23 protein-coding genes and 1 riboswitch are annotated in these 19,210 nt (G+C 71.2%); of the genes, 7 read left to right on the forward strand and 16 right to left on the reverse strand.

Translation table 11 applies throughout. The annotated features are described in order from the left end of the window. Nucleotides 1-24: 24 nt before the first annotated feature. A complete protein-coding gene (locus ABQ271_RS13115) occupies nt 25-1,443 on the forward strand; it encodes a glycoside hydrolase family 1 protein (RefSeq protein ID WP_349309175.1) in 1,419 nt (472 codons plus the stop codon). A 17-nt stretch (nt 1,444-1,460) separates the two neighbouring features. On the opposite strand, the gene mmuM is transcribed toward ABQ271_RS13115, so the two are convergent. Next, entirely contained in the window at nt 1,461-2,336 is an 876-nt protein-coding gene (gene mmuM / locus ABQ271_RS13120) for a homocysteine S-methyltransferase (protein ID WP_349309176.1), read from the reverse strand. A 55-nt stretch (nt 2,337-2,391) separates the two neighbouring features. On the opposite strand from mmuM, the gene ABQ271_RS13125 reads away from it, so the two are divergent. Together ABQ271_RS13125 and ABQ271_RS13130 are read left to right on the forward strand one after the other, a co-directional pair. Next, the gene (locus ABQ271_RS13125) at nt 2,392-2,859 is read left to right on the forward strand and encodes a GNAT family N-acetyltransferase (protein ID WP_349309177.1); all 468 of its coding nucleotides are present in this window, start codon (nt 2,392-2,394) and stop codon (nt 2,857-2,859) included. 35 nt (nt 2,860-2,894) lie between these two features. Then, the gene (locus ABQ271_RS13130) at nt 2,895-3,743 is read left to right on the forward strand and encodes a Cof-type HAD-IIB family hydrolase (RefSeq protein WP_349309178.1); all 849 of its coding nucleotides are present in this window, start codon (nt 2,895-2,897) and stop codon (nt 3,741-3,743) included. 120 nt (nt 3,744-3,863) lie between these two features. Here ABQ271_RS13130 and ABQ271_RS13135 read toward each other — a convergent pair whose 3' ends face one another. The 3 genes from ABQ271_RS13135 to ABQ271_RS13145 are packed head-to-tail and all read right to left on the reverse strand — an operon-like array spanning nt 3,864 to nt 6,253. Beyond that, nucleotides 3,864-4,694: an NAD(P)-dependent oxidoreductase gene (locus tag ABQ271_RS13135; protein ID WP_349309179.1), complete on the reverse strand. Its 831-nt coding sequence runs from the start codon at nt 4,692-4,694 to the stop codon at nt 3,864-3,866. Nucleotides 4,695-4,709: 15 nt separating this feature from the next. Then, nucleotides 4,710-5,480: an enoyl-CoA hydratase/isomerase family protein gene (locus ABQ271_RS13140; RefSeq protein ID WP_349309180.1), complete on the reverse strand. Its 771-nt coding sequence runs from the start codon at nt 5,478-5,480 to the stop codon at nt 4,710-4,712. An 11-nt stretch (nt 5,481-5,491) separates the two neighbouring features. After that, a complete protein-coding gene (locus tag ABQ271_RS13145; RefSeq protein WP_349309181.1) occupies nt 5,492-6,253 on the reverse strand; it encodes an SDR family NAD(P)-dependent oxidoreductase in 762 nt (253 codons plus the stop codon). A gap of 131 nt (nt 6,254-6,384) precedes the next feature. Here ABQ271_RS13145 and ABQ271_RS13150 point away from each other — a divergent pair, with 131 nt between their 5' ends. Beyond that, a complete protein-coding gene (locus ABQ271_RS13150) occupies nt 6,385-7,110 on the forward strand; it encodes an aminoglycoside 3'-phosphotransferase (RefSeq protein WP_349309182.1) in 726 nt (241 codons plus the stop codon). Between the two features lie 4 nt (nt 7,111-7,114). On the opposite strand, the gene ABQ271_RS13155 is transcribed toward ABQ271_RS13150, so the two are convergent. Further along, the gene (locus ABQ271_RS13155; RefSeq protein ID WP_349309183.1) at nt 7,115-7,462 is read right to left on the reverse strand and encodes a hypothetical protein; all 348 of its coding nucleotides are present in this window, start codon (nt 7,460-7,462) and stop codon (nt 7,115-7,117) included. A gap of 52 nt (nt 7,463-7,514) precedes the next feature. Here ABQ271_RS13155 and ABQ271_RS13160 point away from each other — a divergent pair, with 52 nt between their 5' ends. Both ABQ271_RS13160 and ABQ271_RS13165 read left to right on the forward strand, forming a co-directional pair. Then, nucleotides 7,515-7,919: an MmcQ/YjbR family DNA-binding protein gene (locus ABQ271_RS13160; protein WP_349309184.1), complete on the forward strand. Its 405-nt coding sequence runs from the start codon at nt 7,515-7,517 to the stop codon at nt 7,917-7,919. Between the two features lie 9 nt (nt 7,920-7,928). Then, entirely contained in the window at nt 7,929-8,432 is a 504-nt protein-coding gene (locus ABQ271_RS13165; RefSeq protein WP_349309185.1) for a GNAT family N-acetyltransferase, read from the forward strand. 148 nt (nt 8,433-8,580) lie between these two features. Here ABQ271_RS13165 and ABQ271_RS13170 read toward each other — a convergent pair whose 3' ends face one another. The 3 genes from ABQ271_RS13170 to ABQ271_RS13180 all read right to left on the reverse strand — a co-directional run bounded on the left by ABQ271_RS13170 (nt 8,581) and on the right by ABQ271_RS13180 (nt 11,470). Beyond that, complete coding sequence (locus ABQ271_RS13170) at nt 8,581-9,375, reverse strand: energy-coupling factor transporter transmembrane component T (RefSeq protein ID WP_349309186.1); 795 nt, start codon at nt 9,373-9,375, stop codon at nt 8,581-8,583. Further along, the gene (locus ABQ271_RS13175) at nt 9,372-10,757 is read right to left on the reverse strand and encodes an ABC transporter ATP-binding protein (RefSeq protein ID WP_349309187.1); all 1,386 of its coding nucleotides are present in this window, start codon (nt 10,755-10,757) and stop codon (nt 9,372-9,374) included. The genes ABQ271_RS13170 and ABQ271_RS13175 overlap by 4 nt, the downstream gene beginning before the upstream one ends. Nucleotides 10,758-10,831: 74 nt before the next feature. Further along, a complete protein-coding gene (locus ABQ271_RS13180; protein WP_349309188.1) occupies nt 10,832-11,470 on the reverse strand; it encodes an ECF transporter S component in 639 nt (212 codons plus the stop codon). Continuing rightward, a riboswitch (TPP riboswitch) is annotated at nt 11,463-11,572 on the reverse strand. (Overlaps the previous gene by 8 nt.) Nucleotides 11,573-11,610: 38 nt before the next feature. On the opposite strand from ABQ271_RS13180, the gene ABQ271_RS13185 reads away from it, so the two are divergent. After that, on the forward strand, nt 11,611-13,011 hold the full coding sequence (locus ABQ271_RS13185) for a D-alanyl-D-alanine carboxypeptidase (RefSeq protein ID WP_349309189.1): 1,401 nt from the start codon (nt 11,611-11,613) through the stop codon (nt 13,009-13,011). Between the two features lie 3 nt (nt 13,012-13,014). Here ABQ271_RS13185 and ABQ271_RS13190 read toward each other — a convergent pair whose 3' ends face one another. The 8 genes from ABQ271_RS13190 to ABQ271_RS13225 form a co-directional block, all read right to left on the reverse strand. Continuing rightward, on the reverse strand, nt 13,015-13,947 hold the full coding sequence (locus ABQ271_RS13190) for a DnaJ domain-containing protein (RefSeq protein WP_349309190.1): 933 nt from the start codon (nt 13,945-13,947) through the stop codon (nt 13,015-13,017). A 1-nt stretch (nt 13,948) separates the two neighbouring features. Further along, nucleotides 13,949-15,010 carry an enoyl-CoA hydratase/isomerase family protein gene (locus ABQ271_RS13195; protein ID WP_349309191.1) on the reverse strand — a complete coding sequence of 354 codons (1,062 nt, stop codon included), beginning with the start codon at nt 15,008-15,010 and terminating at the stop codon, nt 13,949-13,951. A 44-nt stretch (nt 15,011-15,054) separates the two neighbouring features. Beyond that, complete coding sequence (locus tag ABQ271_RS13200) at nt 15,055-15,531, reverse strand: hypothetical protein (RefSeq protein ID WP_349309192.1); 477 nt, start codon at nt 15,529-15,531, stop codon at nt 15,055-15,057. A gap of 70 nt (nt 15,532-15,601) precedes the next feature. Then, the gene (locus tag ABQ271_RS13205; protein WP_349309193.1) at nt 15,602-16,429 is read right to left on the reverse strand and encodes a uroporphyrinogen-III synthase; all 828 of its coding nucleotides are present in this window, start codon (nt 16,427-16,429) and stop codon (nt 15,602-15,604) included. 174 nt (nt 16,430-16,603) lie between these two features. Continuing rightward, the gene (locus ABQ271_RS13210) at nt 16,604-16,870 is read right to left on the reverse strand and encodes a hypothetical protein (protein ID WP_349309194.1); all 267 of its coding nucleotides are present in this window, start codon (nt 16,868-16,870) and stop codon (nt 16,604-16,606) included. Then, the gene (locus ABQ271_RS13215; RefSeq protein WP_349309195.1) at nt 16,860-17,270 is read right to left on the reverse strand and encodes a phage holin family protein; all 411 of its coding nucleotides are present in this window, start codon (nt 17,268-17,270) and stop codon (nt 16,860-16,862) included. Before ABQ271_RS13215 ends, ABQ271_RS13210 begins: the two co-directional genes overlap by 11 nt. After that, nucleotides 17,267-17,692 (reverse strand): hypothetical protein, encoded by a 426-nt coding sequence (locus ABQ271_RS13220; RefSeq protein ID WP_349309196.1) that lies wholly within the window; start codon nt 17,690-17,692, stop codon nt 17,267-17,269. The genes ABQ271_RS13215 and ABQ271_RS13220 overlap by 4 nt, the downstream gene beginning before the upstream one ends. Nucleotides 17,693-17,780: 88 nt before the next feature. Next, nucleotides 17,781-19,196 carry an FAD-dependent oxidoreductase gene (locus ABQ271_RS13225; RefSeq protein WP_349309197.1) on the reverse strand — a complete coding sequence of 472 codons (1,416 nt, stop codon included), beginning with the start codon at nt 19,194-19,196 and terminating at the stop codon, nt 17,781-17,783. Between the last annotated feature and the right edge of the window lie 14 nt (nt 19,197-19,210).

Consider the following 19,210-nt stretch of genomic DNA (forward strand, 5'->3'; position numbering starts at 1 on the left):
CACGACACGAAACGAAAGCGACTCATGAGCACCATCTCGTTCCCCGACGGCTTCCTCTGGGGCGGCGCGACCGCCGCCAACCAGCTCGAGGGCGCGTACCTCGAAGACGGCAAAGGCCTCTCGATCCAGGACGTGATGCCGAAGGGCATCATGACCCCCCGCGCCGAGGGACCCACCGACGACAACCTCAAGCAGGTCGGCATCGACTTCTACCACCGCTACGCGGAGGACATCGCCCTCTTCGCCGAGATGGGCTTCACGACCTTCCGCTTCTCGATCGCCTGGAGCCGCATCTTCCCGAAGGGCGACGAGACCGAGCCCAACGAGGCCGGCCTCGCGTTCTACGACCGGGTCCTCGACGAGCTCGAGCGCCACGGCATCGAGCCGCTCGTCACCATCTCGCACTACGAGACGCCGCTGCACCTCGCCGAGACCTACGACGGCTGGGTCAACCGCGACATGATCGGGTTCTACGAGCGCTACGTCCGGACGCTCTTCACCCGCTACGGCGCTCGCGTGAAGTACTGGCTGACATTCAACGAGATCAACTCGATCGTGCACGCGCCGTTCATGTCGGGTGGCATCAACACCCCCAAGGACCAGCTGTCGCCGAGCGACCTGTACCAGGCGATCCACCACGAGCTCGTGGCCTCGGCCCTCGCGACCAAGGCCGCCCGCGAGCTGGCCCCGAACGCGCAGATCGGCTGCATGGTCCTGTCGATGCCGGTCTACCCGCTCACGCCGAACCCCGACGACGTGTTCGCCGCCCTCACCACCGAGCGGGTGAACCTGGCCTTCGGCGACATCCACGTGCGCGGCGAGTACCCCGGGTACTACCTGCGGAGCCTCCGCGAACAGGGCGTCGAGCTGAACATCACCGACGAGGACCGGACGCTCCTCAAGGAGAACACGGTCGACTTCGTGTCGTTCAGCTACTACTCCTCGATCTGCGAGACGACGGACGAGTCGAAGCGCGTCATGGGTGAGGGCAACCTCTTCGGTGGCGTCAAGAACCCGACGCTGAAGGAGTCGGAGTGGGGGTGGCAGATCGACCCCGTGGGCCTCCGCCTCGTCCTCAACCAGTTCTGGGACCGGTGGCAGAAGCCGCTGTTCATCGTCGAGAACGGTCTCGGCGCGAAGGACCAGCTGGTCGAGGTCGACGGTGTGAAAACCGTCGTCGACGACTACCGCATCGCCTACCTGCAGGCGCACCTCGAGGCGGTCGGCGAGGCCGTCGCCGACGGCGTCGACCTCATGGGCTACACGACCTGGGGCTGCATCGACCTCGTGTCGGCCTCGACGGCGCAGCTCAGCAAGCGCTACGGCTTCATCTACGTCGACCGAAACGACGACGGCTCCGGCTCGCTCGATCGCTACAAGAAGAAGTCGTTCGACTGGTACGCCGAGGTCATCCGCACGAACGGCGCCTCGCTCAGCAGCTGACCGATCGGCCTCGCGCGTCAGCTCCCCAGCTGGTGCGCGAGGCCGGCGATGTCGGCGGGCGTCGTCCGGCAACAGCCGCCGATGAGGCGGGCACCGGCATCCACCCACGCGTCGGCATCGGCGAAGGTCGCTCCCGCATCGCCGTGCCAGGTCCGGGATGCCGCGTCCCACGTCTCGCCGCTGTTGGGGTACGCGACGGCCGCCACTCCCGCGGGCACCCGGTCGAGCACCGCGGAGATCAGCGACGGCGGGCAGCAGTTCGCGCCGACGGCGATCACATCCGGGGCGGAAGCGGCCACGGCGAGCGCGGAGGCGTACCCGGCGTCGTCGAAGGCCGTACTCGCGGCGGACAGCGCGATCCACGCCGGCACGCCGACGCCCTCGAGCGCCGCAACCACCGCCTCGACCTCGGCGGGCGACGCGATCGTCTCGATCGCGAGGAGGTCGGGGGCGGCGTCGGCGAGCACCTGGACCCGGCGCCGATGCCACCGGGTGAGCTCGACGACCGTCATCCCGTACGCCCCCGTGTATTCGCTGCCGTCGGCGCGCACCGCTCCGAACGGACCGACGGATGCCGCGACCCACGCCCGCCCTTCCGCCGCCTCACGGGCGAGCCGGACAGAGGCTGCGAGGAGCGCGTCGACGGCGGCCTCGTCGTGGCCGGCCGCCGCGAGGTTGTCGTAGCCGAGCTGATACGACGCGGTCGTGACGACGTCGGCGCCCGCCCCGACGAAATCGGCGTGCACGGCGCGGATGTCGTCGGGCGACTCGAGGAGCACACCCGCCGACCAGAGCGAGCCGGTGAGGTCGTGCCCGCGGGCTTCGAGCATCGTGCCGAGTCCGCCGTCGAGGACGAGCGGACGGTCGGGGAGGGCGGCGCGGACATCGAGCATGCGGTCACTCTAGGCTCGCGGAGCTCGCACCCAGGCGCCGCATTACGCTGAATGAGTGACGACTCCCCGCATCCGACCGATCTCCACCGACGATGCAGGGGAGGTCCTCACCCTGCAGCGCGCGGCCTTCGTGCAGGAGGCCCTCATCTACGACGCCGTCGACATGCCGCCGCTCACGCAGACCCTCGACGAGGTGCGCGCGGAGCTGGAGGAGAACCTCGGATGCGTCGCCCTCGAGGGCGAGCGCATCGTCGGGTGCGTGCGCGCCCGCGTCGACGGCGACCTGCTGCTCATCGGCCGCATCGCCATCGCCCCGGACCAGCAGGGATCCGGGCTCGGCACGACCCTGCTGAACGCCGTGGAAGAGCGCGGCCGTGAGGCCGGCGCGACGACCGCGGAACTGTTCACCGGCTCGCTCAGCGAGGCGAACATCCGCCTCTACGAGCGCGAAGGCTACGCCGAGAGCGAGCGGGTCCCCGGCGACGGCGGCACCGAACAGGTCTTCCTGCGCAAGCAGCTCTGAACCGGACGCCTCTCTCGGTCCGGGAGAATGGACGTATGACGCGCATCGCCTTCCTTGACGTAGACGGAACCATCCTGGAGCACGGGACGGCGATCGCCGACTCGACCGTCACGGCGATCCGGACGGCGCGCGAGAACGGCCACCTCGTGTATCTCTGCACCGGCCGCGCGGCCGGCGACGTCCACCAGAAGGTCCGCGACATCGGGTACGACGGCGCGATCACGAACGGCGGCGCCTACGCCGTCCGCGGCGACGAGCTGCTGTTCGCCGAGCCGATGCCCCGCGAGGACACCGACCGCCTGATCTCCTACTTCGAGTCGGAGGACATCGACTACTTCCTGCAGTCGAACGAGGCGGTGTACGCGAGCGACGGCGTCGGCGGGATGCTGGACGCCTACTTCGCCGAGCGGCGCAAGCGCCACCTCGAGGATGCGCGCCGCCTCGGTCAGACGGATGCCGTCGAGCCGAAGCCCATCGTGACCTACCGCCCGATCAGCGAAGCCGATCTGAACGGGATCGCGAAGACGACCTTCATCAGCAAGCGCTCCGACAGCGTCGACAGGGCGCAAGCCGACCTCGGCGAACGCTTCCACGTCATCCCCGGCAGCATCCCGCTCCCCGGCGGTTCGAACGGCGAGATCGGTCTGGCGGGAACGAACAAGGGGACGGCGATCCTGCGCGTGCTCGACATCCTCGGTCTCGACGCCGCCGACGCGGTCGGCATCGGCGACAGCTGGAACGACGCCGAGATGTTCGACGTCGTCGGCTCGCCCGTCGCGATGGGCAACGCCGACCCCGCTCTCAAGGAGCGCGCCGGGAACGTCACCACCGACGTGCTCGACGACGGCGTCTGGAACGCGTTCGTGAAGCTCGGCCTGGTCTGACGCCGCGGCCGCGCCGTGCGCGCGGATGCAAGGGATCGTGCGCGACGCCCCGGCATCCGCTCGTGTTCTGCGGGGTGTCGGCGCGGATCCCTTGCATCCGCGAACGGGTGCCGGCAGACGTCAGTCGAGGAAGATGTCGGGGAACAGCTCGGTGTCGGGCGTGCCCGGCGTCGCCGCGTAGCGCGAGAAGTCGCTCACACCGGCATCCCGCAGCACGTCCTCGACGATGAGGGTCTGTCCCGTGTACTCGCGGGCCGGCTTGCAGAGCACCTCGTAGGCGGCGTCTGCGTAGACCTCGGGCGTGCGGCTGACCTTCATCATCCGGTCGCCGCCGAGGGCGAACTGCACGGCGGCGGTCGCGATCGTCGTCTGCGGCCAGAGCGTGTTCGCGGCGACGCCGTCCTTCGCGAACTCCGCGGCCATGCCGAGGGTCGCCATCGTCATGCCGTACTTCGCGAGCGTGTAGCCGGTGTGGGCGCCGAGCCACTTCGGCGACAGGTTGAGGGGCGGCGACAGCGAGAGGATGTGGGGGTTCGCGGCATCCTTCAGGATCGGGAGCGCCGCGCGCGACAGCATGAACGTGCCGCGCACGTTGACGTCCTGCATGAGGTCGTACTTCTTCGTCGCGAGGTCGAGCGAGCCCGAGAGGTCGATGACCGAGGCGTTGTTGACGACGATGTCGATGCCGCCGAACTCGCCCTGCGTCTTCATGACGGCCTCGGTGATGTCGCCGTCGTCGCGGACGTCGCCGACGATCGGCAGCGCGTTGCCGCCGGCCGCACGGATCTGCTCCGCGGCGGAGTGCACGGTGCCCTCGAGCTTCGGGTGAGGCGTGTCGGTCTTGGCGAGCAGGGCGATGTTCGCGCCGTCGCGGGCCGCACGAAGGGCGATCGCGAGGCCGATGCCGCGGCTGCCGCCCGACATGAGGATGGTCTTTCCGGCGAGGGTCATGGGTTCTCCAGGGGGTCAGGCGCGACGCGAACGGGATGCCGCGGCGAAAGCGGCGACGCGGGCTTTCGAGTCGGCGGTGTCGAACGCGGCGCCGATCGTGCGGGCCTCGTCGTCGAGGTTGTCGGCGAACGGGCGGTGGGTACCGGTGCGGACGAGGCGCTTCGCCTGGCCGAACGCGGCCGTTGCACCCTCGAGCCACGATCGGGCGATCTCGTCGGCCCGGTCGCCGGGTTGATCGACGACCTCGGCGACGAGGCCCCACTCGAGCGCGGTCGGCGCATCGATCGTCGTGTCGGTGAGCAGCAACTGCAGCGCGCGACGCTGGCCGACCGCGGCGGGCAACAGCGTCGAGACGCCGAGGTCGGGGGTCAGCCCGATGTTCGCGTACTTGCTGACGAACACCGCGCGGGGCGCTGCGACGATGTAGTCGGCCGTCAGCATGAGGCCGAGGCCGCCGCCGGCGACCGCGCCCTGCACGGAGGCCACGATCGGAATGGACGACTCCACGAACGTCCGGATGCCGTCGTGGATGACCCCGGCCATGTCGGTGATCGTGCTGCCGCTGCCGCCCGAGGTGGCCATCTGCACGACGTCGCCGCCGGCGCAGAAGGCCGGGCCGGCGGCATCCAGCACGATCGCACCAACCGTGTCATCGGCCGTCAGGTCGTGTGCGAGATCGCGCCAGCGGGTGCCCATCTCGAAGTCCATCGCGTTGAGAGATGCCGGGCGGTTGAAGGTCAGCCGCGCGAGTGCACCGTCGCGCTGCAGCAGGATCGTGTCGCTCATCTGTTCTCCAGTCACTTGGGGGCCATGCGGATCGAGCCGTCGAGGCGGATCGTCTCGCCGTTGAGGTACCCGTTCTCCACGATGTGCTGCACGAGCGCCGCGTACTCGTCGGGCCGGCCGAGACGCGCGGGGTACGGCACCTGCTGCCCGAGGGACTCCTGCGCCGCCTCGGGCAGACCCGCGAGCATCGGCGTCTCCATGATCCCCGGCGCGATCGTGCAGACGCGGATGCCGGAGCGCGCCAGCTCTCGCGCGATCGGCAGGGTCATCGCGTGCACGCCGCCCTTGCTCGCCGAGTACGCGGGCTGGCCGATCTGGCCGTCGAACGCAGCGACGGACGCGGTGTTCACGATGACGCCGCGGTCTCCGGATGCCGTCGGCTCGGTCGCGGCCATCGCCGCGGCCGCGTGCGCGATGACGGTGTAGGTGCCGATGAGGTTGATACGGACGATCCGCTCGAAGTCGGCGATCGGGTTGGGTGATCCGTCGCGGGCGAGAACTTTCGCAGGCGGCGCGATCCCGGCGCAGTTGACGGCGATGCGGAGCGGGGCGACGGCGGATGCGGCGGCCACCGCCGCCTCGACCTGGGCGGCATCCGTCACATCGGCGGCGGCGAACGTGCCGCCGAACTCGGCCGCGACGTCGGCGCCGGCGGACGAGGGCAGATCGACGATGACGACGTGCGCGCCCTGCGCGGCGAGCCGGCGGGCGGTCGCGAGGCCGAGGCCGCTCGCGCCGCCGGTGACGAGGGCGGATGCTCCGGCGATGTCCATGCGCTCTCCTTCGAACGGGATCGGGTTCCACACGCGGCGCGACTGGGTGCCACGGCGACGGGATGCCTCCAGGCTAGCTGTCCGAGCCCGCCGGCACGACAGGACGATGCCGACGACGGCAGGATGAGGGGATGTCGATCCCCCTGCCCGACTCCCCCGTCTCGCCGCTGGTCCGCCGGCTCGCGCGTGGCGCACAGGTGCGTCCGGTCTGGCAGAACAACCTCGGTGGGATGACGTTTCGCACCGACGACGAGCGGTACATCAAGGTCGGTCCCGTGCATCTCGAGACGTCGATGGCCGACGAGGCGGAGCGGATGTCGTGGGCCGCCCCCTTCATCCGCGTGCCGACCGTCGTCGAGCAGGGCGACGACGGCGAGACCGAGTGGCTCGTCACCCGGTCGATCACCGGCCTGTCGGCGGTACATCCGCAGTGGGTCGCGCAGCCGGAGACGGCGGTCCGAGCGATCGGTGAGGGCCTTCGCGCTCTGCACGAGAGGCTGCCGGTGGCATCCTGCCCCTTCGATTGGACCGTGCCGTCGCGGATCAGCAACGCGGCGGAGCGCGGCGTCATCGTTCCCGAGGGTCTGCGTGCGGCCCCGCCGATCGACGTGCTGGTGGTCTGCCACGGCGACGCCTGCGCCCCGAACACGCTCGTCAGCGAGGACGGCCGATGGAGCGGGCACGTCGACATGGGCCAGCTCGGCCTCGGTGACCGATGGGGCGACATCGCCGTCGCCGCGATGAGCACCGGCTGGAACTACGGCCCCGGCTGGGGCGGTCTGCTGCTGGAGGCCTACGGCGTGGAGCCTGACGAGGAACGCCTGGCTTACTACCGCGACCTCTGGAACGCGACGTGACGCGTCAGCGCATCGCGTTGTCGAAGAGAGCGACTGCCGCGAGGTAGCCGGCGACGACGAGTGCGGTCGAGACGAGCGGCACCCACGCGAGGTCCCGCCCCGACCGCCAGGCGACCACGGCCGCCGCGCCGGTGATCGCGAAGCTCGCGCCGATCACCACCACGAAGAGCATTCCCGCAGCATCCGCCGTCGCCCCGTCGCACGCGGGCGAACACGCACCGCCCGCGAAGACGGTGTGGAAGAACCAGAGCGCTCCGGTCACCACGACTGCGACCACCTGCAGGACTGCGACCGCGATGACCGCGCCCGCCCCGCTGCGGTGGAGGCGAGGCGGGGAGGTACCTGCGGTCATGTCGCGGACGTTACCAGTCGCGGCGCGAAAGAGGCAGCGCCATGATGGAGCCGTGGCCGAGCACCCCCGCATGTTCCGTGACGACGATCCCCAGCTGGCCGTGGTCCGCAGACACGCCCTCGCGCTGCCGGATGCTCAGGAGAAGGTGAGCCACGGCCGCCCGGCCTTCTTCACGACGAAGGTGTTCGCCTACTTCGGCGGATCGGTGCGGCTCGCGCCGGGAGAGTTCGAGCAGCACGACGCGGCGGTGATGGTCCTGCCGGATGCCGCCGACGAACCCGCCCTCCAGCAGGACCCGCGCTTCTGGTCGCCCGCGTACCTCGGCCCGTCCGGATGGCTCGGGATCGACCTCGCCGACCTCGACGAACCGGAACTCGCCGAACTCCTCGACGCGTCCTACCGACGCACCGCGCCCGCTCGCCTGGTCCGCCGCCTCGACGACCCGGAGGACGCATAGGCTCGTCCGGTGAACGAACGGACGAGCACCGGGTCCCGCATCCTCGAGGTCGCATGGGACGACCCGCGCGCGAAGACGCTACGCCAAGAGTTGGATGCCGACCTCGGCGCCCGCTACGACGGATTCCACGGCGACGAGCCGGCCGAACGCCGCGCCGCGCGCTCGCGGGCGCTGGCGATGCATCCCGACGAGATCGTCGCGACGCTGATCTCGGTCGATGCCGACGGCACCCCGACCGGCCACGTGATCCTCCGCCGCCTCGGCGAGGAGTGGGAGATCAAGCGACTCGTCGTCACCGCGGCAGCCCGGGGCCGCGGGCTCGCGCGCGCCCTCATGACGGCAGCCCTCGACCGTGCCCGCACGGACGGCGCCGAGCGGGTCATCCTGCAGACCGGCATCCCGCAACCGGAATCGGTCGCCCTCTACGAATCGCTCGGGTTCACCCGCATCCCCGTCTACGAGCCGTACGCCGAGACGATGCCGCGCTCGATCTGCTTCGCGTACGCGTTCTGACGCGCGTCGGGCCGCGCCTTCGGTGACGTCTGCACGATCGGTGGTGCAGGAGTGTGTTCGGCGAGCGCCGGAGGCAACTCCCGCCCCACCGGTCGTGCATCCGTCACCGCGCCGCAACGCACCGCACCGCACCGCACCGCACCGGCCGTCACATCCACACGAAGCGGAACGATCCGACCGACACTGCCACCCCGATCGACACGGCCATGATCAGCAGCGCCCCGATGACCGCGACACCGTCGCGGCGCGACAGCCGCGAGGTCCGGGCCCACGTCCGCTCGACCGGCGCACCGAACCCGCGCGCCTCCATGGCCGTCGCCAGCCGCGTGCCGCGCCGCACGGCGAACACGAGCAGCACGAACGCCATCGAGAAGAACCGGCGGATCGCGTTTCGGTCCCCCACGCCGCGCGCCCGCCGCGCCAGGCGCATCGCCCGCCAGTCGTCGACGAACAGGCCGAGCGTGCGCGTGCCGGCGAGCACGCCGAGCACGAGTCGCGCCGGCAGCCGCACGACCTGGGCGAGCGCCGCCGCCAGCTCGATCGGGTCGACCCGGCTGAACAACAGGATCGTGGGCAGCGCGAGCGCGATGACGCGGATGCCGACCGCCACCGCGAACGCGATGGAATCGTCGCTGATCGTCGCGTACCAGAACGACGCGTACACGCGTCCGCCCGGTTCCGCGTAGAGGAGCATGCTGAGCCCTGCGACCGGCATGAGCAGGAGGACCGGCGCCATCCGTCGGAGGACCGTGCCGAACCCGATGCCGGTCAGGGGGACGCAGAGCACCATCAGCGCGACCGCGACACCGGCGCTGACGGCGTCGATCGTCGTCATGAGCGGAATCGACAGGACGAACGCGAGCAGGATGCGGACCGCCGGGTTCACCCCGTCGAGCCACGCGCTCCGCTCCGCCGTCGCGGCTTCCACCCGGGCGACGGTCATGCGCGCACCGCCCCGAGATCGACTCGGCGCCCGCCGAGCAGACGCACGACGTCGTCGTCGTGCGTGACCGCGACCACCGCACGGCCGTCGGCGATCTGCGCCTGCAGGAGCGAGACGATGCTCGCCCACCCGCGCCGGTCCTGCCCGAAGGTGGGCTCGTCGAGGACGATGACCTCGGGCGATGTGGCCAGCACGGTCGCGACCGACAGCCGCCGCTTCTGACCGCCCGACAGCGTGAACGGGTTCGCCCGAGCGAGCGCCGCGAGTCCGAGCCGCTCGAGCAGGCCGTCGACGATGCCGTCGATCTCCCGCGGCGCCAGCTTCAGCGCGCGCGGACCCACCTCGAGCTCGGCGCGGACCGTCGACGCGAGGAACTGGTGCTCGGGATCCTGGAAGACGGTGCCGATGCGGGTGAGCAGTTCCCGCGACGTCCACCGCGACGGTCGCGCACCCGTCCGCCCGGCCGGGATGACGCCGGCCTCGACGGTCCCGGCGTACTCGGGCAGCAGCCCGGCAAGGGTCAGGGCGAGGGTCGACTTGCCGACGCCGTTGGGTCCTGTGATGACGGATGCCGCCCCTGCCGCGACGTCGAGGTCGATCCCCTCGCGCACCGGGGTCTTCCCGTCGCGCGAGACGCTGAGCCTCCGCGCACGGAGGGCTGCCGGGGCGTCGGCCGCGGCGGCGGGCAACTCGGGCAGGTCGACGGGATGCCCCGGCAGCCACACCCCGGCCGCGAGGAGCGTGTCGGCGTGCCGGGTGAAGACCTCGGCCGGCGACCCGTCGGCGAGGAGTCCCCCCTCGGCGTCGAGGACGATCACCCGTGTCATCAGGTCGACCCAGACGTCCGTGCGGTGTTCGATCACGACGAGCGTGGCGCCCGTGGCATCCACCGCCCGCCCCACCGCCGCACGGACTTCTCGCACCCCGTCGGGGTCGAGGTTCGCGGTCGGCTCGTCGAGGAGGAGCAGCCCAGGGTCCATGGCCAGGACGCCCGCGATCGCGAGGCGCTGCTTCTGACCACCCGAGAGCCGTGCGGTCTCGCGGTCGAGCGGCACGTCGAGGCCGACGGCATCGAGCGACGCGCGCACCCGGCCGGGGATGAGCTCCGGGCGCACCCCGAGGTTCTCGCAGCCGAAGGCGACGTCGTCGCCGACGCGTGAGAGCACGACTCCCGCATCGGGATCCTGCAGGACGAGACCGACGCGCCCTCGCTGGGTGGCCGGGTCGGCGTCGTCGACGGTCATCCCACCGAACGATTGCCCGTCCTCGTCGCCGCCGAGAAGGCCGGCCATGCCCGCCAACAGCGTCGACTTGCCGGCGCCCGAGGCTCCGAGGAGAAGGACCCGCTCGCCGGGCGCGATGTCGAGATCGACGTCCTGCACGGCGGGGAGGCGGCGACCGGCGTAGCGCCACCCCCAGCCGCGCGCGCGGAGGCCTGCCGGCCGGGACTCGGCGGTCAGACCTCGTCCGCCTGTTCTCGACCCGCGGCGAACCGGCTCAGCGCCCCGGTCTTGGCGAGCGCACGGACGAGCAGCCATCCGACCACGCCCGCGAGAGCGATGCCCGACGCGATGATCGTGCCGAGGTAGATGAGGTTGAACTCGAGCGTCTTCGCGATGTTGGGCGATGTGCCGAAGAAGAACTCGAAGATCCACGCGGCGACGCCCGCGCCGACGCCGGCGAGCGCGGCCACCCCGATGCCGAAGCGACGGTAGAGGAACACGGCGAAGATGAGCTCCGCACCGAGGCCCTGGACCACCCCCGACAGCAGCGTCGCGGGACCCCAGATGTTACCGATCGTCGCCGAAACGGCAGCAGCGACGACCTCCACCAGCAGCGCCGCACCGGGCTTGCGGATCACGAGTCCGCCGATGACGCCGCCGATGAGCCAGATGCCGACGGCGAAGCCGCCGAGGCCGGGGGTCGCGGCATCCATCACCTCGAACCAGCCGTAGCCGACTCCGTTCCAGAACCAGAACAGGAGCCCCACCGCGACGCCGAGGACGGCGGCGACGACGATGTCGACGACCCGCCAGCGGTAGCGGTTCGGTGACGAGGTCGTCGGGGTGTCGGTTGCGGACGCGACAGCGTGCATTTTCTCTCCTCCCTGCGCCGGCATGATCCGGATCAGGTTCGACGGTCGAAGCGTGGATCGCTTCCTCTCAGCCCGGCTCACCGGACTCCCGTGGTTGTGCGTCGAGTATAGCCACAGGCTCGGCGCGCTACCGTTGTCCGGTGACCGTGGACGACGCCGCTACCCGCACGCGCCGCGCTCGGCGCGACCGGGCCTCCGATTCCGCCGACCTCTCCGCCGAGAGCCGGGTGGCCCTCACCTGGGTCGACGACGAGGGACGCCCGACCACCGCGCCACCCGCGTCGCCCGGGACCGCGAGCTTCGAGCTGCTGCCGCCGATGCGACGACGTCGGCAGATCCGGGGCCGCGTGATCGGGATCCCCGCGCTGGCGATCCTCGCCCTGGTGACGATGTACACGTCCGCCATGCTGCTGTGGCCCCTCTCCTCCACGACTCCGACGGCCAAGACCACCGATACCGAGCCGCTCACCGGCGCGGCCAGCGCGATCGCGTGGCCCGCCGACGGTGAAGCGGCCGTCGGCATCGACGGGTTCGCGTCGGCGACCTCGTCTGCCGATCCCGCTCAGATGGCGAGCACCGCCAAGCTGGTCACCGCGCTCATGATCCTCGACGCAGCACCGCTCGCGGCGGGCGAACAGGGCCCGGCCTACGAGTTCACCTTCGCCGACCGTCAGGAGTACTGGCGCTACGTCGCCGAGAACCAGTCGGCGCTGAACGTCCCCGACGACGGCTCGCTGACGGAGTACCAGATGCTCCAGGGCATGCTCATCGCCTCGGCCAGCAACTACGCGGACCGCCTCGCGACCGACGCGTTCGGCTCGATCGACGAGTACGCCACCGCCGCCAATGCCTGGCTCGCGAAGAACGGCATCGACGGGATCACGGTGACGGATGCCTCCGGCTACAGCCGCGACAACGTCGCCACCCCGGCGGCCATGATCGCCCTGGCAGAGAAGGCCCTCGAGAATCCGGTGATCGCCGAGATCGTGAAGACCGAGTCCGTGGAGCTCCCCGGGGCCGGAACGTTCGAGAACACGAACGCGCTCCTCGGCACCGACGGCGTCGTGGGCCTCAAGACCGGCAGCTACGCCGGCTACTACAACCTCCTCGCCGCGCGGACGGTCGACCTCGCGGGCACCCCCACGACCGTCTTCGCGTCGGTCGCCGGCCAGCCGACCGACAGCGACCGCGCCGACGAGGCCGAACGCCTCCTGGGCGCCGTCGCCGCCGAAGCCGCCACGCCGTCGACCCTCGCCGCGGGCACCGTGGTCGGCGAGGTCACGACGCCGTGGGGCGCCTCGAGCCGGATCGTCACCGAGAAGGAAGCCTCGCTCCTCCTGTGGAACGGCGCGAGCGCCGAGCCCTCGGCATCCTTCGACGTCGACAGCGATGCGACAGCGGGAACGGATGCCGGAACGCTCACCCTGACGGGACCTGCCGCGAAGGTCGAGGTCCCCCTCGGCCTCGAGAAGACCCTCCCCGGCCCCGACGCCTGGTGGCGACTCACCCATCCGCTCGAGCTGGTGGGCGCTACCGACTGACGTTCAGGCGAATCGGACGGTCTGCTGCAGACGCGTCCGCACGTCGAACAGCTCGTTGCCGCCGATCTCGCGGGCACCGCTGACGCCGCGGCGGAGCACCGTCGCGAGCGCACTGCGGGCGACGACGGCGACGGGCAGCCCCTTCACCTTGCCGAGCTCCTCGATCGCCGAGACGACGTCGTCGTCAGGGAGGACGACGAGCGCCGCGCTGAACTTCACCTTCGCCGAGCGACCGAGGGCGCGGGCGGCGAGCACGAGCTGCGCCACGGGGGATCCGACGACGGCGTCTCCCTCGAGTTCACCGCGGCGGATGCCGACGGGGGCACCGAAGTCCTCCGAGAGCACCGCGTACAGTCCGCTGGGCCCGAGCACGATGTGGTCGAGCTTGACGTCGTGGTCGCGCCGGTCCGCGGCGACGTCATGCCACACGGTGTAGCCCATGCCGAGCTCGGCGACGATCCGGGCGGTCGCCTCCTCGGCGAGCGCGTCGGCGAGGAGGCGCCGCACCTCGTGAGGCGCGCTGCGGACGAGCGCGGGATCGTACGGGTCGGGAAGGTCCACGCCACGCCCCGCCCACTCGCGGATCAAATCGAGGTATCGCTCCCGGCGCCAGCCGCCCGGCTGTCCGAACGACCGGGCGCGCGGCCGGGTGTCGGCCTGTCGGGCGTGGGGGCGCCACACCGGCGCTCCCGCATCCGGGGCGTACGACACCGTCTCGCCGAACCCGTGACCCCGGTCGTACGACGCCCGGGCTTCCGCGGTGCCGACGAGCTCCCACGCGCGCTGCACCTGCACGAACTGCGCGGCGTCACCGCCGGTGTCGGGATGCGTCTGGCGCAGCCGCAGGCGATAGGCCTTGCGCAGGTCGTCGTCGCTGGCGTCGACCGCGACACCGAGCACGTCGTAGGCCGAAGCGGAGAGGGGACTGTCGAACACGTCAGCTCCAGAGGGGGGCGGTCGGGGTGAACGACAGCGCACGATCTGCGGTGTCGGCGGGCACCTCGGCCAGGGTCGCCGGCTGCCAGCGGGGCGAGCGGTCCTTGTCGACGAGCTGCGCGCGGATGCCTTCGACGAGGTCGGGCTGGGTGCGACCGAACCATTCGACGAGCCCGTACTCCTGCGCGAGCGCCGCTCGCAGCCCCGAGAGCCCTCGGGCGGAACGCACGGCCGCGAGCGTCACGGTCAGAGCCGTCGGCGCCTGCGTCTCGAGCATGTCGGCCGTGGCCGCGGCATCCGCTTCGGGACGGTCCCGCAGCCTGGCGATGATCTCTGCGACGGTGTCGGCGGCGAACGCCTCGTCGATCCACGCGCGCGCGGAGATCAGGCGGGAGGGCTCCGGCGTCTCGTCGAACAGCATCGCGATCTCGGTCGGGGTGTCGGGGTCGGCGCGTGTCACGAGAGCGTGACGCACGTCGTCGAGGCGATCGGCGGGCACGAAGTGGTCGGCGAACCCGGCGTAGATCGCGTCGGCGGCATCCATCGTCCCGCCGGTGAGCGCGAGGTACTCGCCGAGGCGGCCGGGGGCGTGCGCGAGGAGCCATGATCCGCCGACGTCGGGCGTGAAGCCGATGCGGGTCTCGGGCATCGCGAGACGCGAGCGCTCCGTGACGATCCGCACCGAGGCGTGGCCGGCCAGGCCGATGCCGCCGCCCATCGTGACGCCGTCGGCGAAGACCACGATCTGCTTCGGGTACTCGGCGATGCGGGCGTTGAGCGCGTACTCGTCGCGGAAGAAGCCCATTGCCGCCTCGGCATCCCCTGCCAGGATCTGCTCGCGGAGCGTCCGGACGTCGCCGCCCGCGCAGAAGCCGCGCTCCCCCGCGCCGTCGAGCAGGATGAGGCGGATGTCGGGATGATGCTCCCAGCGGTCCAGCGCCTCGGCGATCCCACGGATCATGCCGTGGTCGACGGCGTTGATCGCTTCGGGGCGGTCGAGGGTGATGCGACCGACGCTCCCCTCCGCACGGACGAGCAGACGGGATGCCGCGGGTTCACTCACTCGCGCAACGTTACCGGCCCGCCGCTCGGCGTCAGCCGTGCGGGTCAGGCCTGCGCCGGTCGCGGCGCGCGCCGGCGCGACGGGCGGCCGGCTGCGGGGGTCGCGGCATCCGGCCGCTGCACCGGGATCTCTGTGGTCACGAGCTCGACGACGTCGATGGGCTCGTCCTCGACATCGAGGCGGAGCGCCTGCACGAGCGCGAGACCGTGGCGGGTGGTGAGCACGAGCCGCTGGAACTCGGGATCGCCCTCGAGGTCGATCACGACCGACGCGCGCCGACGCCGAACGAGAACGAAATCGTCGCCGCCCGCGGAGCGCCAGCTGCCCATCGCGATCGTCCGCGGGACGACCGTGCCGGGGCTCGGGACGCCGCGCAGCCACGACCACGGGTCGTCGACGAGCTGCACCTTGGTGATGTGCGCGCGCTCGACGCGGACGGCATCCTTCCGAAACGCCAGCACGCGCTCCGTGGCGGAGAGCGCGACCTCCAGTCGCGACGAATCGAGCAGCAGCGTCACCATGAGATCAGTCTGCCAAACCCGCCCGCAGTGACGGATGCCGGGCCGCAACGATCCGGTCTCGACCTCGGCGTCACCCCTGGATGCGGGGGAAAGAACCGGTGGGCGGGGCGAGTTCGTCGATCGCGTGAGGCAACGGGAACTGTCCGACCGCGGAGATGAGGCCCGCGACCGTCTGCTCCTTCGCGGTGACGCTCACCCCGAGACCCGCGCGGCGGGCGTCCTTCGCCGTGCGAGGACCGATCGCGGCGATGACGGTCGACTCCGGAATGTCGGAGAACTGCTCGTGGACCTGCTCGGCGACCGATCCGCTGGTCACGAGGATCGCGTTGATGCGACCCGAGCGCACATCGGCCGCCACCTTGTCGGTCACGGGAACGCCGATCGTGCGATAGGCGACCACGCTCCGGACGTCGTGACCGGCTTCTTCGAGGAGGCGGGTCAGTACCGGCTTGGCGAGTTCGCTGCGGAGCGTCAGAACCCGCATGGGCTTCGGCTCGAGTGCGATGAGCTGACCGGCCATACCGGCCGCGGAGTTGTCCTCCTCGGGGACGAGGTCGACGCGATAGCCGACCGCTCCGAGGGCTGCCGCCGTCGTCTCGCCCACGGCGGCGACCTTCGTCGAGTGGGGGATCACGGCGCGATAGGCGTGGAGCACGTCGACCGTCGTAGAGCTCGTGAGCGTCACCCAGTCGAACACCCCCGCCGCGAGGTCGCGGAGGGCGGACTCGAGGTCGGTCGGATCCTCGGACGGCGCGAAGTTGATGAGCGGAGCGATGACAGGGGTCGCACCCTGCGCGCGGAGAGCAGCGGCCACGCTGTCTCCCCACGGACCTCCGCGCGGAACGAGCACACGCCAGCCCTTGAGGGGCTTCGGTGCTGCCGCAGCGGATGTGTTCATGGTTCGGACTCTCGTGTAGGCGGTGGCCGCCCCTGAGCGTGGCGGCCGACGCTCAGCAGAAGAATGAGCGCTGGTGCGCACGTTCGGGACCGTGTCGTCGGCAGCAATCGCGCCATCGCCGCTGCCTGATCCGAGCATACCCCCGGCATCGGCGACGACGATGCGGCGCGAACGTCAGCGTGTGTAGAGGCGGACGGCGCCCCAGACGAGCAGCCCCACGGCAACCGCGGCGCCGACAGCGGCGATCGCGGCACCCGACGGGTTGCGGTCGGCGAACTCGCGGGCCGAGACCTGCGCACGGCGGGTGGCGCGCGCGGTGCGCTTCGGGATGTTCGCCTTCTCTTCGATTGCGGCGAGCGCCGCTTTCAGCTCGGCACGGGCACGTTCCACCGGGTCGGTGATCCCGAGCGGGACGGCGGTGCGGGGGAGATCAGAACTCATCGGCCACTTCCTTCACGATTCGGGCGTCGGTCGACAGGGCCTTCGCGGGGTTCTCACGGTTCTTCATGCGCCGGACCCGGAGGAGTCCGAGGAGCGCGGTGATGACCACGAGGAGGAGTCCGAGCACGACGAGGATCAGGGCCGCAAGCCACGGCGCCATCCACGACGAGAGCCCGATGACGGTGAACGCGCCGATCGCCGGCAGCGTCCAGAACAGGAAGAACAACGCCAGGACGAACCAGAGGCCGACGACGCCGGCATCCTTACCGGTGCGCGCCGCCCACGTCTTGGCCGCGTTGATCTCGGCGACGATGAGGTTCTTGACGAGCTCGGGCAGGTCGCCGACGAGGCCGAGGAGGCTGTCGTCACCCCGGTCCCGGAATCCGCGAGGCGTGCTCATGAGGCGGAGGACGGCTTCTTGGTCGCGGCGCTCGACGAAGTCGAGGTGCGCGTCGACGACGCGCGGCCGGTCGACTTCTTCGCCGTGCTCGAGACCGCTCCGGCCGTGGTCTTGGCGGCGTCCTTCACGTCGTCAGCGGCGTCCTCGGAGGCGTCCAGGGCTGCGTCGAGCTTCTGGCCGGGAGTGCCGGAGGTCGTGGCGGCGCGGGTGATCTTGACGGCGCCGTTCCACAGGACGCTCGGAAGAGCGAAAGCGGCGGACTTGCCGAACTCGCCGACCTTGTCGACCTGCTTCTGGACGGCCGGCGTGTTGTACACGCGCAGGTAGGCGTCCTTGATCTGCTCGTAGCGCTCGCGACCCGCACGAGCCCCGAGGACGTAGCCGGCGGTGAGCCCGACGACGATTCCGATCTTGCCCTTCATGGCGATTCCTCACGTTCGAAGCGATGTGGTGCCGAGAACCCAGCGTATCGGCGCATTCCGTTCGCGGCATCCACCCTTGACAGGCGGCTCAGCGCGATGCACCCTCGGTGTCGCCGTGCCACAGGAGACCGGATCGGATGCGTTCGGCTTCCGTCTTGGCGTCGGCGGCGACCCGCGCCAGCCCTGTCCCGTCGATCCACGCGCCGACGACACCCAGGCGCGCGTCGGTGCGGACAGCGCGGCGGACCTCGTCCCGGGCCGGGGAGAGCGCCGACGACGGCAGCGCGCGCGGCCAGCGCGCGCGGTACGACGCCCGGACGGTGCCGAGGTCGGCGCCGAGAAGCTCGGCCGCGGCAGCGGTCGACGTGGCGATCGCCTCGGCATCCGTCTGCTCGCTCGCGGGGATCGTCACGCGCACGATGTGCGGCTCGCCCGCCGCGTGCGGCCAGGTCGCGCTCGCGTGCACGACGGCGAGCGCCGCGGCCTCCCCCGGCGTGGCGTAGACCGCGTGCCCTCGCGGGCGCGCGTCGAGCGCCGCCGCATCCACGACGAGAGTCACGACGTCGACGTCGTCCGGCGACAGGACGGGGCCGTCGAGACCCGTCAGGTGCGCCGCGATCAGGTGGCGCGCGGCACGTTCGGGGGTCGCCACGATCACGGCGTCGACGTCGAAGGTCTCGTCGTCGACCGTCGTCGTCACGGTCCATCCGTCCGCCGTGGGCGAGATGGCGGTGACCTCGGTGCCCATGCGCACGTCGACGCCGAGATCGGCCAATCGTGCCGCGAGGGCGTTGACGAACACCGACATCCCGCCGTCGATGGTCGCGCGGGAAGGGCGGGACGCGGCATCCGTGTCGGGCAACTGCTGCGCGACGGCGCCGGAGAGCGACCCGGTGCGGGTGAGTGCGGAGTTGAGGCCGCGCGCGGCGCGATCGACGTCGACCTGCTCGGGAGGCACACCGTGGATGCCGTAGGTCAGGGGCGCGATCATCCGTTCGAGCACGCGCGCGCCCATCCGCTTCTGCACGAGGGCGCCGAGGTTGCGCTCGACGCCGATCGTGAGCGGCGGCCGGAGACGATCCACGTACGCGCGCCAGGCTCCCGCCGTGCCGACGATCCGACGCACCCGCGCGTCGAACGGGGTCGCCGGGATGCCGAGGATCGACGCCTCCGGCAGAGGTGCGACGCCGTGCGGTCCAGCCACCCAGGTGTCGGCATCGCGGGCGGGCACGACCCGGTCGCGGAGACCTAGCTCGTCGATGAGGTCGTCGAAGGCGCCCGGGGCGACGCGGAAACCGTCCGCGGCGACATCCGTCGTCGTGCCGTCGAGCTCGGCGGAGGCGACGATCCCGCCGAGGCGCTCGCTCGACTCGAACAGCGTGACCCGGATGCCGACTTTCGCGCAGTGCAGCGCCGCGACGAGCCCGGCGATCCCACCCCCGACGACGGCGACGCGCGCTCGACGCGCCTGCGAGATCAGGTCGGTGGCAGCGTCGGACGTCATCCCCCCATCCTCTC

Source organism: Microbacterium sp. MM2322, assembly GCF_964186585.1.
In the GTDB taxonomy this organism is placed as follows: Bacteria; Actinomycetota; Actinomycetes; order Actinomycetales; family Microbacteriaceae; genus Microbacterium.